The organism is Halomonas sp. ML-15 (assembly GCF_014779595.1).
In the GTDB taxonomy this organism is placed as follows: Bacteria; Pseudomonadota; Gammaproteobacteria; order Pseudomonadales; family Halomonadaceae; genus Franzmannia.
Genome location: NZ_JACXZT010000019.1, coordinates 730,080 through 744,924, shown reverse-complemented (window position 1 = coordinate 744,924; position 14,845 = coordinate 730,080). Strand labels below are relative to the sequence as shown.

Here is a 14,845-nt window from a genome sequence, read left to right as displayed (position 1 = left end):
AACTTCTCGGTTCTATGCACTAACGCTCTGTTAAGGTGTGAGCACCGCAATACCAATGCCGCTACAAACCACCTTAAACACTAATGGCAACGCATACTAAGAATGCGACGTGTTACGAATCACTCTTAAACAGTTTGTTAGTTCTATTTCCCAATAGAAGTCATTAACTTATCATTCATTCGAAGGAAGACCTCTTCTGATGAACTACCTTCATCGTAAATTGGGATAGAAAAACACCTATCGTAAATACCAATAGTTTCATCTTTTAGCTGGAATACTGGAAAACAGAAGTAGACAATTATAGACAAGCAGTCTGTCCCATATTCTGAGAATACTTGCTGAAAAGCAGGAGCATAACCGTGATCTGCATTTTTCAACACATCTGAAATAAAGGACAAATCTTTAGGCACTAGAAACTCATGCTCAGGGTTAATCAGAGCAGTAAGATCAATTGCGGCGATACCTTTTTGATTTCTTTTATCATTAGGGTCAAAACGCTTGATGGCTTGTTTTAACGCCTTTTGGATATTTGGACCAACAGTCTCTTCTTTAGCTGGTCGTTTACATTCAATAAATATAGAGTCTTGCTCATCTGTAGCATTTATGTCTGCAATAGTATCAAAGTTAAGGTCGTATCCTGCTCGTTTGAAGTATCGTGCCATAAATAATTCAAAAGAAAAATCCCGTGCAGAATTAGCCTTCTTCTTCTGAGCATCGACACTATATAACTCACACCCAGATAAGGTCTTTTTTAAAGCTGCGGTTAGATTATCATGTTTAAGCTCAAGTAACTTATCACCTATTTCGATCATTTGGTGGACTTCAAAGAGAACACTCGCGTATTGCCTATTGCTGACAATTGAAGAAACAGATTCAGTTCCCCATTTTGTGATCATTTGCTCATAAGGTTCAATGTACTTCTTTAAACGACTCGGATTCACGTTAAGTCCAAGTTCCAACAACTTCTTAAGAGTAGATTCATACCTAGATAAACTTGCAGCTAACTCTTCTTTATTTATTGTTGAGTTGTAATCACTCATTTATATACTCCTAGAACTAACGCTGCCAACACGCGCAGCTTTGTAGTGAAGGCGTAGCCGCAACGAAAAAGCTGTCGCCGTGCTTGGCCTTGTTAGCGATCAATTGCGCTCAATATCGCCTTGTACGAACCCACTATTTTCTCGATTAATACGTTGTAAATAGCTTCGTACCCACTGCCCTTTTTCAGGCCCAATCTTGCACAGACCAAATCGTGCTTTTCCTGCCGCGTTTCTGCACTTTGCAAATGTGAGCAAATTATTCGAAGATCGTATAGAACGAAAAAGGGCAATGCAACATCGCTTGGCGATTCTACGCCAGCTACTCCATCGCACCACATCTCAAATAGCTTCAGGCCTTTCTTAGATTTCGTTTCGTAACCTTTCCCTAGAGCGTCGATACTGCCTCTAAGCCCCGGCACACTAATGCTTTCAACAAATATTTGATTTAGCGAATTAAAGAACGCCGATACATGCTTTTCTTCCCAAAACACAGGTCGCTCTATATTTTCAAGGATGCCACTTACTTCGCCATTTAACGAATATACGTCATAACCGAATTTTTCCGATATAAAGGCCTGTAAGTCGCTTCTTAGGTGAAAAGCCGAAGACTGAACAGAAGGATCGGAAAACTGGACTTCGATTTGCGCGTTATAGAATTCAGAGTGAATGTCGTGATCAGAAGGCACATTTTCCGATCTTAGGTAATACTTTTCATTTTCCGGAAGCCGATCTATGTCGCCAAGCCACATGATGACTTTTCTGTGCCTATTTATACCAAATGCTATGTCCCACTCACCTGGCTTTCTGATATCGCCATAAGTTTCCGAGAACAAGTTAAGCGTGTACTCAGGATGCTGCGAATACTTGTTGAGAACAGCTAGATTGAAGTAAACCGGAGTAAGGAAACCCTCATCACATGGACGCACCAAACCAGGAATATACTCATAGTCTATATGCGAATAATCGAAATCAAATTTTTCGGCGAAAGGATAACGGACGTTTCGTGTTCCCCTGGGCATCAGGCGAACGCCCGCTTTCCCTTCTTTCAATGCTTCTTCTACAAAGAACTCTATGAGAGCCTTTGTCTTGTCTGGATAATGGATTTCTCCGGCTCGTTCGTCCTTCAACAGCGGAACGCCCTCAAGCTGGACGTTGACGCCGTCAATAACTAGAGCATGAGGGTCGAAGCAGAGAACGAGAGGACTTTTGGTCTCTTCATCAAAATAGGTTTGGATTTCTTCTCTAGAAAACGGAGCACCCATACGGCTTCCTCGTATCGCTAACGCCTTGCTCACCGGAAAATTGGGAGCGTAGCGAGTAATTTTTCCGTGCGCAGCAATTTGTTAGATTTCGTTTATCTTTTGCTTAAGTGGGTAACAGTTTTCAACGACGCTGTCGATTTCTTCGTTACTAAACCCGATCACCTTCAAAAAATGAAGCTGAAAAATAATCTCCATTTTTTGACAAAGAACCCAAAGATCTCTGCCATGCGCTGCTTTAGATTTCAAATCCTCATTGTAGTGAGTGAGGTAGTTCCGAGTATCTACGATCTTTCTTAAGAGCCTACTTCTGTTCGTGCTATTACCTAGCTTATCCTTGAATGGCTCGATAATTCTCTTCAATCTTTTCCCAAGATTTATTTCGTTACCATGCATTAAGCGTCCTTTAAGCCATTCCAAATGTTGATCTGGACAATTTTCAACTAACATGGCAACCAGCGATTCGAACTCGCCAGGGTCCATCAAATTTTCATCACTTGTTCTTCTGTGATATGTCTCTAATCCTTGGGCCAAGGCCAAGAATTTTCCATCAAGATATTTCTGAGCACCAATCTTTGTAGAGAAGTACAAGCTTAACGCAGGCGCTATAACATCGTAAGCGTTTATCCAATTATTAAAAACATCTTGGGCGTTTGATTTAATTTGCCCATAACTGAATAACATCTGGTGCCAGCTTTTACTAGGCACTTTTTCTGAAAATGGAATGCTTGGATAGTAAACACTAATAGGAACGGGATGGAATTTTTCTTCCCCTACCTCTCTTTGTATTTCTGATGACTTTACAATCAAATTTTTTAGCGTAACAGTGGCATCGATCGCAAAGCACATCAAATTGGTTAATTTATAAGCAACCTCTGTGAAGTCACTGAGTGGCCTAATCTTTTCAGATGTTAGCTTGAAATATGCTCTTTGGGTTATTTTCGCTTCGGTCGTATTAGGTGAGCCGGGAAGAGTGTATGCGAAACATATTTCTAACTGCATTCCGTTATCTAGACAGCAAGCAATATCTAACGGTGGCTCGTAGGTTATAGTGGCTGTTTTATTCTCCCAATCTCTATCTACTTTTATGCCGCTAATCCCTACCCATTCATCAAAGCAGTCGACTGAAAAAGATAAAGAATTAAACGTAAAAGGCTCATCTTTCTCATAGGCCACGCCACTCAACACCCTGTTAACGCAAACTTTTGACTTTGATATCCCACCAAACGAGATATTCTTTTTAGTGTAGAAGCAGTTATCCAGCGTGACCAATCCATCTTTTTCAATGTGACCAATTATTCTGCTTAGATCATCTTCACCATTGAGAGACTCTATGCTGTCATCGAAGAGGCCAACAACCTCTAACTCAATATCTCCGCCATCGGAGATAGTTAACGTCCCAGGTATCTTTCCATCCTCCTTTTCCGGAAGCCAAAAATATCCTGTTTTAACATATGGTTCTTCAAGCCTCATTATTTCCTCGCGAGAAATCTAACGCTTGGCACAGCGGACGTTTTGGAGCGACGCAGGAGCGGAAAAACGGTCCGACTGCTGCCACTGGTTAGCGTGAAAGCTCCAGATCTCCGGAAAATCCATGTTCCTGGCCCTCTTCTCCCCATGCACCCTTGACCGACAAGAAATCGCCATCTACCTCCACACTCACAAAAGATATACCGCAAGGAGGCCCATTTTCTCCAGTTTCAACTTGAACCGCGGGTTCAGAATCGGATTTATAACCGATGCCGTCCCGAAAGGCAGAGCCGGTTTTTCTCCACTTGCCTTGGCCTGCCCAGTTAGCTATAAGCGAAAAAGCTATTTCAGTTTCTGACCTAATGATAAATGAAGGAACATTTATCAGCTCACCATCATCAAAGTATAATTCGCCTTTAAACATAAATTCCTCGGCCTCTCTTTAGCGCTAACGCCTTGCTCACCGAAAAATTGGGAGCGCAGCGAGTAATTTTTCCGAGTGCAGCAACTTGTTACACATTTACTTGCGATAATCCCCTAACATAGATTCTGGGACAAAATACAAATTTCGCTTTGCTCTTGTGCATGCGACGTAAAGCTTATTTTTTGTCTGAGGAGCCAGTTTATGCAGTTCTGATTTTTGAAACAAAGCGAATGTTTTAGAGTTCAGAACAACGCAAACGTCATCATAACAATCCTGCCCCTTGGTGGCCCCCCAGTTCTCTGTGAAGCCAACATATTTAGCGCTGGCCTGATAGAACAGCTTGACAGTTTCTCGGCATGTAAACAATTGGTCTGCATGTTCTCTGCATTCGATAAGTGACACTTGAGTTTCATCTTCTCTATGAGAACTAATATTTATCCCTAACTGTTTGGAAACGAACTCACAAACTGTAGGGCTACACCTAAAGCTGTTCGATAGAAGATCGGTATCAACGACAAATCCGGCTTTCATGAATCTTGATTTATAGCTAGGATAATCGTCGTGCAACTTACCGTTTACATTGCCATCTCTACTTGTGTCGAACGTGTGCTGAAAGAAATCACCAACTAATAGTTGCTGGACACTTGCTTCATTCAAACCGCATAGCAGATTAAAATCATTGCCAGCAAAATCCTGAACTTCATCAATACAAACTCGGTCAAAATACTTTTCAATTCTCGCTATAAGCTCAGGCAAAGATCCAGTTTCCATTATTAACTTTGCTATCCTACTTCCATATAGTCGGCCATTTTTATCAAAGTAATGATGCAAGCTGTCTTTTTTTGCGAATCTAGGTGGGACTTCCCAATTTATTCCTTTTGAAGGAGCCTTATGACCAAGTATTGGCTTAAAGCAGAAAGAGTAAAGAAACTTATAGTATGTGTAAACTTTTATTCCACACGGTATGTAGCCAAACTTATTAATAACTTTTTCTTTAAGATTGACAGTATTTTTTTCTGTATAAGTAACAATTAGGGCTCGAGAATTATCATCCAATCCATTAATTATAAAACTAGTTTTCCCAGATCCCGCAACAGCAAAAACTACTCGTTTATCCATGCGAACGCCTGCTTCAAATACTCGGGTGAAACTAGCTTATCTGCTTTCTCATCTCTCAATCTGAACGCACAATCCGCCTTGTTCTTTAGCATATATTCCAACGTATCAAGTTTTCGACGGCCCGGCTTAAACAACTCCTCACAAATTTCCTTATTCAATTCATAAAGACAAACTTCAAAAGTGTTCTTTGCATCGTCACAATCAAAGAAGATTTTTGTATTTTCAGATGAGTAGTCCTCGTAATTTTCTACGCAGTTAGCTCTATGATCACCATCATTATCACGAATAACGGCCGTTTTAATGTTTAGCAATTTAGCCAAATCGAGATACCGTTTAAAGCTCGTACCCCCCACAGAAATAACGTGTACATCATCCGATTCTAGCGTTGATTCAGTGACATTATTATATAATGCATCAATCAGTATGTACTCAGCATCACCTTCAACCAAAATGACTTTAGACGACAATATAAATTCAAGAACATTATTATCTGGCGCCTTCATGAAAAACCTAGAGGTATCTTCAGGAAGATTCTTTAAAAGAACGGGCTCAAGTGACGAACTATTAAGAAAAATCGATTTTCTCAAATCTAGGCGAGTGCTGATTAGGCTGTTATGAGTTGCAATGAATATCTGCTTTGCTTGAGATTCCGATATTCTTCCAATCAACTTTTTCATATTAGTATGACTTAAGTGATTCTCTGGCTCCTCAAGTAAAAGGGTGTCAATATTCTGCTCTTCGCGGTAACGTTTTAACGCAAACTCTGTTTTTATGAAGCACTGACGCCCCTTTCCTCGGTGCTCTATCGGAACATCATCCTCGGTGATAGTTAAGTCAGTTTCTAAATTTGCTTTAGAGCCAGAACGAATTGCAAACTGATAATTCTCCAGGCAATCATTTATGGCGTTCAACTTATTATTTTTGAAATATATTTTCTGTAAACGGTAATCGTTTTTTAAGTTTACACGCTGGGGTGTTTCAACCAAAGAATCATAAACGTTTTTTATGTATTCTTTGGTGGCATATTCGCTATTGACTTGTGAGCTGTCTAACGCAATGTAGCGAAGGAACTTGCGATAACCTGTATACGCTTCACCCGCAAAGGTACTAAAACGGATACTGTAGTATTCGAATGGAAAATTATCTGACTCCTGCTCTAACACTTGTTTGATCTCAGCTGTTAGATCTTCATTTGGCTCACATATCAACTGAAGGCCATTAGCTTGTATTCCATCGAGATTATTTCGTCCGAATAGATCAGGATTATTCTGCTCATTTAGATGGATCTCAACATGCAGTTTTGGCAAGCCTTCAATGTTCTTTTCTCCGGCAAGAAACTCACTAATAGCAGTTGTACTGAATAGACTTTCTAGACCTACCGCCTCTACTTTACTCTTGCTACCGCCTAGTACAAGCTCAATCGCATTAAGTATCGAGCTTTTCCCTGCTTCGTTATCACCAATCAATAAGTTAATGTCTGAAACAAAATCCACCTCAAAACAGGAGAACCTTTTAAAGTTAAGAAGCTTCAATTTTTCTATTATTCTCACCTAGCATTCTCCCCTTTTTCAGCTTGCTACTCATGCAGTGAAACTGGACTCTTTTGACGTGTAACTGTGCAGCATTTATTCGCCGTGCGCAGCATGGCGAATAAATGCCTGTTGGACTAAGCCGCCCATCAGGCGGCGATGCCGCTTCTATAGGGTATTGTATCGGCCGGAGTGCAGCCTGGAGCATCAAGTCGCGTACATGCGGAGCTGTTGTGACGCGTTCGGGCAGTATTTCTGGTCATGATCTCGGTCCCCTCCTCGCCCAATTTATCCCAACGTAACGCGCCGGCTGGTCAAAAGCCATCGCCGGGGCGAGTGCCGCCACGACCCGCATGCGGGCCGGATAGCCGAGTCCGTTGTGTGTCTGGCGTTACCTCATGCTCGATAGCGTTGCCCCCTGTGGTTGGGTGGTCGGCCGAGTGCCGGCGGTTGTATCGGTATCCGGCGCCGTCTCCGCCACCCTCAGTGCTTGGCGGATCTGGGCGAGGCGTCGTCGCCGACAGCGATTGGCCAGAACGCCGTAGTGACGCACCCGCATCAGCCCCTTGGGCAGGACATGGAGCAGGAAGCGTCGCACGAATTCTTCGCCATTAAGAACGAGCCGTTTGTGGCGGTCACGGTCGCGATAATCCTTGTAGCGCAGGGTGACCTGGTGGTCGTCCACGGCGAGAATACGGGCGTTGCTGATGGCGATCTGACGCGTGTAGCGTGCCAGGTAACAGACCACGGCGTGGGTGTGCTCGAGGCAGTCCTTGCTGTAGACCACCCACTCGGTGGCCATCAGGGTATTGAGCTGTTGATCCACGTCACCGGGCCGGGTGACCCGGTGGAGCTCGCCGGCAGTGGCCGCCCGGCGCAGGGCGCTGACCATGTGACCGCGAAAGTGGCGCGATAGCGCCCGCACGGGGAACAGGTAGTGACTACGCGCCCCATGCCAGCGGCCATCGTCGCTCAAGGCCCCGCCGGGGACCAGGCAGTGCAGGTGCACATGCTGATTCAGGTTCTGGCCCCAAGTATGGAGCACGGCACTCATGCCCATCTCGCCGCCGAGGCGCTTGGGATCGCGGCCGAAGGTGCGCAGCGTCTGCCAGGCGCTCTGGAACAGCAGCCGGTGGATCACTTCGGGGTGAAGCTGGATCCAGCCATTGAGGCTATGGGGTAGCGTGAACACGACATGGTAATAGCGCACCGGCAGGATATTCGCTTGCTGACGCTCGGCCCACTGGCGCATGGCGCGGCCCTGGCACTGCGGGCAATGGCGATCACGACAGCCGAAGTAGTGCGGCTGGATGTGGTCGCAGTCCGTACACTTGAGGATCATGCCGCCCATCGCCTCGGTACGACACGCCAGCAGGTGATGGCATACCCGACGACGCTGGCGATCGAGGCCGGCCGGGCCAAGGAAGCGCGTCAGGGCCTGTTGCAGCGTGGCGGTCTTAGCCATGACCCACCTCCAGCGACGCGACCAGGTCGATAGGCGCCTGACCGGTCCCCTGCTGCCCCGGCAGCCAGTGCATGTAGCGCATCGTCGACTGGACGCTGCGGTGGCCCAGCAGACGCTGCAGCTGATGCACCGGCAGCCCCTGTTCCAGCACATGCGTGGCATAGGCATGGCGCAGGCTATGGATGCCGCCAATGCGCTCGACACCGGCCAGCCGCTTGGCCTGTCTAAAGGCCCGCTGTGGCGCACTCAGATGCAGCGCACGATCCGGGCACAGGGCACTTGGAAACAACCAGGTTCGCGGTCGATAGGCGCGCCAGTCATCGCGCAAGCGATCAATCAGGGTCGCCGTTAACAGCACCATACGGTCTTTGGCGCCCTTACCCTGCGCGACACGCAGCTGGCCGCGCTGGCTGTCGATGTCGCTGACCCGCAGGTGGCAGACCTCGCTCACGCGCAGTCCGCAGCCATAGCACAGTTCGAGCATCATGCGATGCTTGGGGTTGCGGCACGCGGCCAGGATCCGCCTCACCTCGTCGCGCGTCAGCAGTTCTGGAATCCGCTGCGGTGTCTTCGGCACCACCAGCGATACTTCCACCGACGGCCAGTGCAACACGTGCAGGTACAGGAAGCGCACGCCGTATAGGTAGACGCGGCAGCTGGCGGCGGACAAACCGCGCTCCTGGAACAGGTGATGGAAGAAGTGCTGTAAGTCGTCGGTGCTCAACGTGTCAGGCGAGCGGTGGAAGTAGCACGCCAGGTCGGTGATCACCATCAGGTAGGTCGTGTGGGTACGTTGCGCAAAGCCACGCTGACGCATGGCCTCGATCATCTTCTGTCGTAAGGCAGTCATCGTCATCACTCCTGTTCTCTGACCCACGTGGGTCAAGGAACAGTGTGGTGCGATGAGTCAGAAGGCGTGCCTCGACGACGGCTACCGGACAGCTACCGCGAAGCGGTTTAGTTCAACGCCAATGTTAAGCGGCGGCCTTTTTGGAGCAAAGCGGAGAAAAGGACGCCCGGTGGACGGCCGCCAGGCCGGGAACGAACTTGAACAAATTGTTAGGCTTTTCGCGTATCTACAGGCACTTGCGTTGCTTAAGGTTACCCGCCAAACTGCTATAAACCATAGCATAAGGCGTAACCCGATGATGAAGCTTCCCCTCAATTTTCGTGTAGGACTGATGGCGGTTACTTTCGTTGTTTCCGGCATCATGGCCGTGTTTATGTTCTGTTTCAGTTTTGGAGTGGGCCTATGGGGATGGATGATGAAAGCGGCTTGGGCATATGTCGATGGGGGCTTTGCTGACACCAACCTGATCGGGCTTATGCTCTTGATCTCGATATTCCTGCTCGCCGGATCATACTTCCAATGGATAGCCAAAGACGCTGCTCGCTTCGTACTGAGCCCAGAATAAGCCTAACGCCATGGCTCAGGGGCGACGGCGCGTTAGCGCTGGTGTTCCTTGGAGCCCTTTGTTAGCCGCTCTTGTAGCGTTGGTTCAAGGATATCAGCCCGAGTGGCAGCACTTTCAAGAGTAATCTGATCGCTTGCATACAACTCCCAAAGCTCCCGTATTTCGGGTTGTAAATCCTCTATCCGAATAATTGCGGTATTTCCTTTGGTGAGGGTATCCCAAACATACTTAGCAGCCCCCAATACTGTATCAACGCCAGAATTAAACCATTCTTCGGATTGGACCGTTGTATCAAGGCCCCCAGACCAATGAAGGTATTTCGATACTTTTCCACTGTCTCGAATCAGACGGGAATTGTCCCACTTCGATATCGGTATACCCTTTGGCGCCAGGGCAACCGTGAAGTCTACCAACTTTTCGTATCGCGGGATCAGCCGTGTCAAAACCTGATCAAGAAGCTTCGCGTTTCCCTTGCATTTTTTATACTCCTTCTGCTCTAGCTCTGAACCAACCCCGACCACCAGCTGCTCAAAAAGAAGTTGCTCAATTCCCAACCGAGTTTCCAGCGCAGCATATTCAAGCGCACTGATATTATTGCTCCGTTTGGCGTAATCAAGCCATGACAGCGCCTTGTAAATTCGTCCTGACGATTCGAAATAGCTTCTTTCCGTAATGATCTGCGCTGGTTCGCGATTTTCAAAACTTGGAATCATCGTCATCTCGGCTAACGCCGCCAGCACACGCGACTGCAGAATGGAGGCGAAGCCGCAATGGAGCAGCCGTCGCCGTGACTGGCATTGTTAGCCATTTTTGTAGGCGTCACTTATTTCTTTTGGAACAAAGGTGTATTTAGACACCTCGTCAATTATTTCAGGGTATAGGAAAAACGGCGAATTCTCAGCCATGACAGAGCTCTTCATATAAACCCTTTTACGCTTTGATGCTGAGTAGTACAGATTGCACCAAACTAGATCAGGCCTAGCCCTTGAATTTCTTTTCTCCAATGTTTTCTCGAGAAACCCACCAAGGATGAGAGTATTAGTCTTGTCCGGCTTATCAATGGCCTTTACCTGTTCGTATTTATCTTGGGATATTGAAACAAACTGGTTGCCAGAATATTCATATAGCTCCGCATTACAGAAACGTCGTAGTTCCCATACTGCTCGATCTAATATCGCGAGCTCACAGTCCTTTATGAACCAAGACACCTCTAGGTATCGAAATCTTGCGCCAAACTCCTCAAGCCTTTTTATGAATTTCTTGGTTTGTTCTGACAGAGCAATATCTAGCTTCTCAGAGATAAGGTCTAAGCTTCTTTCTACCTCATGCTTTATAGCGTGCTTTGGCTTTGGAACACGGGCAAGAATTGCAATGCATTTTGCATATTTCTCAAGAGCATGAAGTGCAGACCAGTGAAACTGTGGGAACAGGCCTGCCCTGTAAGCCATACGAGCATGGATGTAGTCTCTGTCAGCGGTGTCTCGAAAGGCTCTGAGAGCAAAACTGTTCACCTTTTGCATCATGCTGTGAGTCATACTTGCCCTCTAAATTGGCTAACGCAGAGCTGAGCGGCGGGCTTGGAGCGCAGCAGAAAGTCCGTCCGGCGGAGGCCCGGCCAGGGCCGGAGCGTACTCGAGCGATTTGTTATGTGCTCGCATCCCTCAGCAACCTCTCGATCTCTAACTCCAGCAATGCCGGTTCAGGGTATAGCCGCTTGGAGTAGAGCCAATTTCGGCGCGGACCAATTGTAAATACGCCGCTATACAGCTTGTAGCCGGGATACACCCTAAAATCACGAGCAGATAGAACTTCCCTGGCTTGTTCTTTCGTGAAACGCCATTGGAGACCGCCTGGCTTATTCGGCCTTGCATCTTCTAGATGGCATTCAAGGCCGACATTCGTAACCTTCAACCACGTTGTCTGGTTAGATGTCTCAAACACTTTAACCTTTTGCGGAGTGACTGCTTCCGCCCCAGGAGCCTCTGGCTCCTCAGGCTCTGCCTCTTGCACAGGAGTGCGCAGTAACGTTTGGTAAGCCACCCAAGCGCCAAACCCGGCGATCAAGGTCATCGCAACTTGCGATACGACATTCACAATTTCCACAAAATAAGGCCAAGACACTTCAGTTAACCTCTCTCCCGACACATAACGAGGCTGTAGAAAAACTCGATTCTGAGCCCTCCCCACCACCTGTTTTCTGATTTTGTGTACCGCCCACCATACGGACAATTTTCTTGGCCAAGGAGCCTAGCTGACCATTTCGCTTCCTCGATGATGTCAAAGGCACTCACCACCGGCAATCAGCGGCCACTTTCTGGCCTTCTAGCCCCTATATCACGTGCCTAATCGTCCATAATTGGCGAGCTTCTCAATGTTGTGTATCAAGCAGTATAACTGCCACTGTCCCTGTACCTTTTTCTTGCCACGAAGAGCGAATCGGCTCAATCGCTTCGTGGTGCCGATGTTGCCGAATACCGGCTCCACCACTGACATCCGATGGCTGTATATCTCCTTACCCTGCTGGCTATCCACCCGGTGCTTCATCCAGTCAGTGTAGTTTGGTTGTCCGTCGCTCTTTATCGTAAAGGATACTTGCCGGCCAGCGCCGTTGCGGTGATCTGCTGAGGCTGGGTTCTGCATGCATTGATGTTTCTTCGGGCAGTGCCGGCATTGCAGCAGCCTGCCCTCGAAATGTGCCCGTACCTTGCCATTCTCGGCTTCCCGTAGCCCCCGGTAGGTGAGGGACTCGCCAGCCGGGCAGATACAGGTCATGGTCATCGGATCGAATTGAAATTCACTGGCGGGGATGGTGCTTTTCCAACCCGTATTCGGCAGGTTCTGGTGGCGCTTGCCGTATTTGTCTTTTTGATCAGAGAACTTTGGATCCCGGCTGCGGAACTGATTATCCGGCACATAGCCGTTGATCTGTCGTTCGTACAGGTACTTCATGTTGGCCTCATTGGCGAAGCCAGTGTCAGCGGTGACGACGGTGCCCTGCTGGTAGATGTCGTCAGCAATGCCTAACTTCTTGAAGCGAGCCCCCACCCTCTCCAACACCGGTTGCAGCGTATGGTGTTCCTGACCTTCGCCAAAGGCTTGAGCGTCGACGATGATCTGGTGCTTCTTGTCCACCGTGGCCACACCGTTATAGCCCTGGATCGTGCCCTTGCTGGTGGTCATCTTGGCACTTTCATTATCGGTGACGTTACTCTTCACTTCCTTGCTCCGCTTCCCCCGGCCCATCCTTGGGCTGTGCGTCTTTAGTAAGCGGTCCACTTTGTTCATCGCGGCATCTAGCGACAGAATCGTCTTGGCCTGGCGGATATCTCGATCCAAGTCGGCTTCCGTCTCAGCTTCGTCCCGCGCGTAGTGCTCAAGCAAGTGATGGCGAATCAACCGTCGTAGCTTCTCCCGCTTCTCACCCAGCTCTTTGAAGGTGCCAGACCACTCCTTCGAGGCATCCGAGGGCATCTTGCAGCCGTCAATGGCAAAGAGCTCGTTGCCTAGCAGGCCTTGCTCATGGCACACCAGCAGCACCTGCTCAAAGAGGTCTTCAATCTCCTCAGCGTGGCTGCTGACGAACTTCGCCAGCGTGGTGAAGTGGGGGACGGTATCGCAGGACAGGGCCTTGAAGATGATGTTGGTCTCGCAGCACCACTCCATCTCGCGGCTGGAGGTGATGCCCTTGGAATAGGCGAACAGGATAATCTTCAGCAGTATCGCGGGATCATAGGCAAGTCGGCCTGTGTCGTGATTGCGGTACTGAGGGTGAAAAACCGACAGGTCCAGCTTGTTCTCAATCAGATAGTGGACCGCGTGCTCAAAGGTCCCGGGCTGAAGCTGGTCCTGGTAATTGATCACCACCATGGCGTTCTGATCATGGTTGTAGGGCTTGAAGCGGGGCATCTTGACCACTCCTAGGCTGTTTTCCTGATCCTACCAAAACGGCGTAGGCTGCGGGCTTTTTCTACAGCCTCAACGCCGCCAGCACGCGCGGCTTTGTAGTGAAAGCGAAGCCGCAACGAAAAAGCTGTCGCCGTGCTTGGCCTTGTTATGCTTCAGTTCACAATATTTGTGGCTGCAGTTATTGCAGCAGCCAAGCAAATAAAACCGACTGCGAAAAACGCGACAACTCCATCTTTATGCGTCACCGCTCTTCGAAGCAATGTGGTCAATAATAAAGATAATGGATTTATTAGCGGCTTAACTACAACTGAAAAAAGGATAGCTATCACCATGACTAGGAATGGTACCAACGAGGCCGCCGCAAGCGCTTTTAACCATATAGGAGCCGTGATCCATGCGAAAACTCCATAGCTAGCAAAACTTGCTGTTCCCCAGAGGGGGCCCAATTTCAATAAGATGCCAACAAGGGAAAAAGCGAACATTAATAGTGCACTAGAAACTATCGAAAGAACCACAACTCCAAGAACAAAAATTAATAACGAAACCAAGCCGTTCAACAAGATCGCCCCTGCAATTAGAAGGGGAGAATCTGTTGTTGTTATCGCCGTAGTTGTTTTCCCCGTGAAGCGTAATGACATGCTGGTTAAGCCTACTGATATTAATCCTATTGCAATGGATACAAGAGCCAGGGTTGCCCACCTTGCGAACGGATGCTTGGCGGTTTCTAGGATGCGACTTACGTCCTGCCGGAATTGCAACATCTCCTGCTTTTCAGTATCAGTTAAATCTTCGGAATCATGTTCTACAGAAATTAAGCGCTCAAAAATCTCAATTTCTTGTCTATACGAGTCACCAGAATTCTGTTCGAATCCGAGCATAGTATCCGTAGCTAGTCCTGCAGAAAACAAACAAGCAGATAGTAGAAAAATACTAATTGAGGAGGTTCTTTTCCAAGATTTCTTTTTTAATATTGGATCATCAGTTGCATCAGTCAGAATACTGCTTAGAGCGATTACAGGAGTCTTAGCAACAAAGATGAAAGATCTCTTTTGATCATGTAGTCGACGATTTAGAGCTTCTCCAAGCGTACGCTTTTTGTCGTCTGTCATTAACCAGTCAACCAGCTTTAGAACAGCGGCTACAAGTAGGAATAAAGCCGCCAATTGTCCAATTTCAATTGTCACTATCTTTCATTCCTGCCGATAGGGTTGTGAATTT

13 protein-coding genes are annotated in these 14,845 nt (G+C 47.6%); 1 reads left to right on the top strand and 12 read right to left on the bottom strand.

What is annotated here, in order from left to right; all coding sequences use genetic code 11:
• Positions 1-143: 143 nt before the first annotated feature.
• The 8 genes from IEI94_RS15130 to IEI94_RS15095 form a co-directional block, all read right to left on the bottom strand.
• Positions 144-1,040, bottom strand: a complete 897-nt coding sequence (locus IEI94_RS15130; RefSeq protein WP_191168109.1) for a hypothetical protein — start codon at positions 1,038-1,040, stop codon at positions 144-146.
• A 92-nt stretch (positions 1,041-1,132) separates the two neighbouring features.
• The gene (locus tag IEI94_RS15125; RefSeq protein ID WP_191168108.1) at positions 1,133-2,302 is read right to left on the bottom strand and encodes a hypothetical protein; all 1,170 of its coding nucleotides are present in this window, start codon (positions 2,300-2,302) and stop codon (positions 1,133-1,135) included.
• Positions 2,303-2,383: 81 nt separating this feature from the next.
• Entirely contained in the window at positions 2,384-3,772 is a 1,389-nt protein-coding gene (locus tag IEI94_RS15120; protein ID WP_191168107.1) for a HEPN domain-containing protein, read from the bottom strand.
• Positions 3,773-3,860: 88 nt separating this feature from the next.
• Positions 3,861-4,193 (bottom strand): hypothetical protein, encoded by a 333-nt coding sequence (locus IEI94_RS15115; RefSeq protein WP_191168106.1) that lies wholly within the window; start codon positions 4,191-4,193, stop codon positions 3,861-3,863.
• Between the two features lie 96 nt (positions 4,194-4,289).
• Positions 4,290-5,312 (bottom strand): DNA helicase UvrD, encoded by a 1,023-nt coding sequence (locus IEI94_RS15110; protein WP_191168105.1) that lies wholly within the window; start codon positions 5,310-5,312, stop codon positions 4,290-4,292.
• Positions 5,297-6,862: an ATP-dependent nuclease gene (locus tag IEI94_RS15105; protein WP_191168104.1), complete on the bottom strand. Its 1,566-nt coding sequence runs from the start codon at positions 6,860-6,862 to the stop codon at positions 5,297-5,299. Before IEI94_RS15105 ends, IEI94_RS15110 begins: the two co-directional genes overlap by 16 nt.
• A gap of 370 nt (positions 6,863-7,232) precedes the next feature.
• Positions 7,233-8,306 (bottom strand): IS91 family transposase, encoded by a 1,074-nt coding sequence (locus IEI94_RS15100; protein ID WP_224750155.1) that lies wholly within the window; start codon positions 8,304-8,306, stop codon positions 7,233-7,235.
• A complete protein-coding gene (locus IEI94_RS15095; RefSeq protein ID WP_191168103.1) occupies positions 8,299-9,156 on the bottom strand; it encodes a tyrosine-type recombinase/integrase in 858 nt (285 codons plus the stop codon). Before IEI94_RS15095 ends, IEI94_RS15100 begins: the two co-directional genes overlap by 8 nt.
• Positions 9,157-9,208: 52 nt before the next feature.
• On the opposite strand from IEI94_RS15095, the gene IEI94_RS15090 reads away from it, so the two are divergent.
• On the top strand, positions 9,209-9,721 hold the full coding sequence (locus IEI94_RS15090) for a hypothetical protein (protein ID WP_191168102.1): 513 nt from the start codon (positions 9,209-9,211) through the stop codon (positions 9,719-9,721).
• Positions 9,722-9,753: 32 nt separating this feature from the next.
• Here the strand turns inward: IEI94_RS15090 and IEI94_RS15085 are convergent, their stop codons facing one another.
• The 4 genes from IEI94_RS15085 to IEI94_RS15070 all read right to left on the bottom strand — a co-directional run bounded on the left by IEI94_RS15085 (position 9,754) and on the right by IEI94_RS15070 (position 14,811).
• Positions 9,754-10,440: a hypothetical protein gene (locus tag IEI94_RS15085; protein WP_191168101.1), complete on the bottom strand. Its 687-nt coding sequence runs from the start codon at positions 10,438-10,440 to the stop codon at positions 9,754-9,756.
• A gap of 81 nt (positions 10,441-10,521) precedes the next feature.
• Positions 10,522-11,244: a HEPN domain-containing protein gene (locus IEI94_RS15080; protein WP_191168100.1), complete on the bottom strand. Its 723-nt coding sequence runs from the start codon at positions 11,242-11,244 to the stop codon at positions 10,522-10,524.
• 811 nt (positions 11,245-12,055) lie between these two features.
• Complete coding sequence (locus IEI94_RS15075) at positions 12,056-13,627, bottom strand: transposase (protein WP_191168099.1); 1,572 nt, start codon at positions 13,625-13,627, stop codon at positions 12,056-12,058.
• Positions 13,628-13,779: 152 nt separating this feature from the next.
• Complete coding sequence (locus tag IEI94_RS15070; protein ID WP_191168098.1) at positions 13,780-14,811, bottom strand: hypothetical protein; 1,032 nt, start codon at positions 14,809-14,811, stop codon at positions 13,780-13,782.
• Positions 14,812-14,845 lie beyond the last annotated feature (34 nt).

Excerpts from the sequence above, each read along its gene's own strand:
- IEI94_RS15130 (WP_191168109.1), bottom strand. The coding sequence starts at position 1,040 with ATGAGTGATTACAACTCAACAATAAATAAAGAAGAGTTAGCTGCAAGT.
- IEI94_RS15125 (WP_191168108.1), bottom strand. The coding sequence starts at position 2,302 with ATGGGTGCTCCGTTTTCTAGAGAAGAAATCCAAACCTATTTTGATGAA.
- IEI94_RS15120 (WP_191168107.1), bottom strand. The coding sequence starts at position 3,772 with ATGAGGCTTGAAGAACCATATGTTAAAACAGGATATTTTTGGCTTCCG.
- IEI94_RS15115 (WP_191168106.1), bottom strand. The coding sequence starts at position 4,193 with ATGTTTAAAGGCGAATTATACTTTGATGATGGTGAGCTGATAAATGTT.
- IEI94_RS15110 (WP_191168105.1), bottom strand. The coding sequence starts at position 5,312 with ATGGATAAACGAGTAGTTTTTGCTGTTGCGGGATCTGGGAAAACTAGT.
- IEI94_RS15100 (WP_224750155.1), bottom strand. The coding sequence starts at position 8,306 with ATGGCTAAGACCGCCACGCTGCAACAGGCCCTGACGCGCTTCCTTGGC.
- IEI94_RS15095 (WP_191168103.1), bottom strand. The coding sequence starts at position 9,156 with ATGACTGCCTTACGACAGAAGATGATCGAGGCCATGCGTCAGCGTGGC.
- IEI94_RS15090 (WP_191168102.1), top strand. The coding sequence starts at position 9,209 with ATGAGTCAGAAGGCGTGCCTCGACGACGGCTACCGGACAGCTACCGCG.
- IEI94_RS15085 (WP_191168101.1), bottom strand. The coding sequence starts at position 10,440 with ATGACGATGATTCCAAGTTTTGAAAATCGCGAACCAGCGCAGATCATT.
- IEI94_RS15080 (WP_191168100.1), bottom strand. The coding sequence starts at position 11,244 with ATGATGCAAAAGGTGAACAGTTTTGCTCTCAGAGCCTTTCGAGACACC.
- IEI94_RS15075 (WP_191168099.1), bottom strand. The coding sequence starts at position 13,627 with ATGCCCCGCTTCAAGCCCTACAACCATGATCAGAACGCCATGGTGGTG.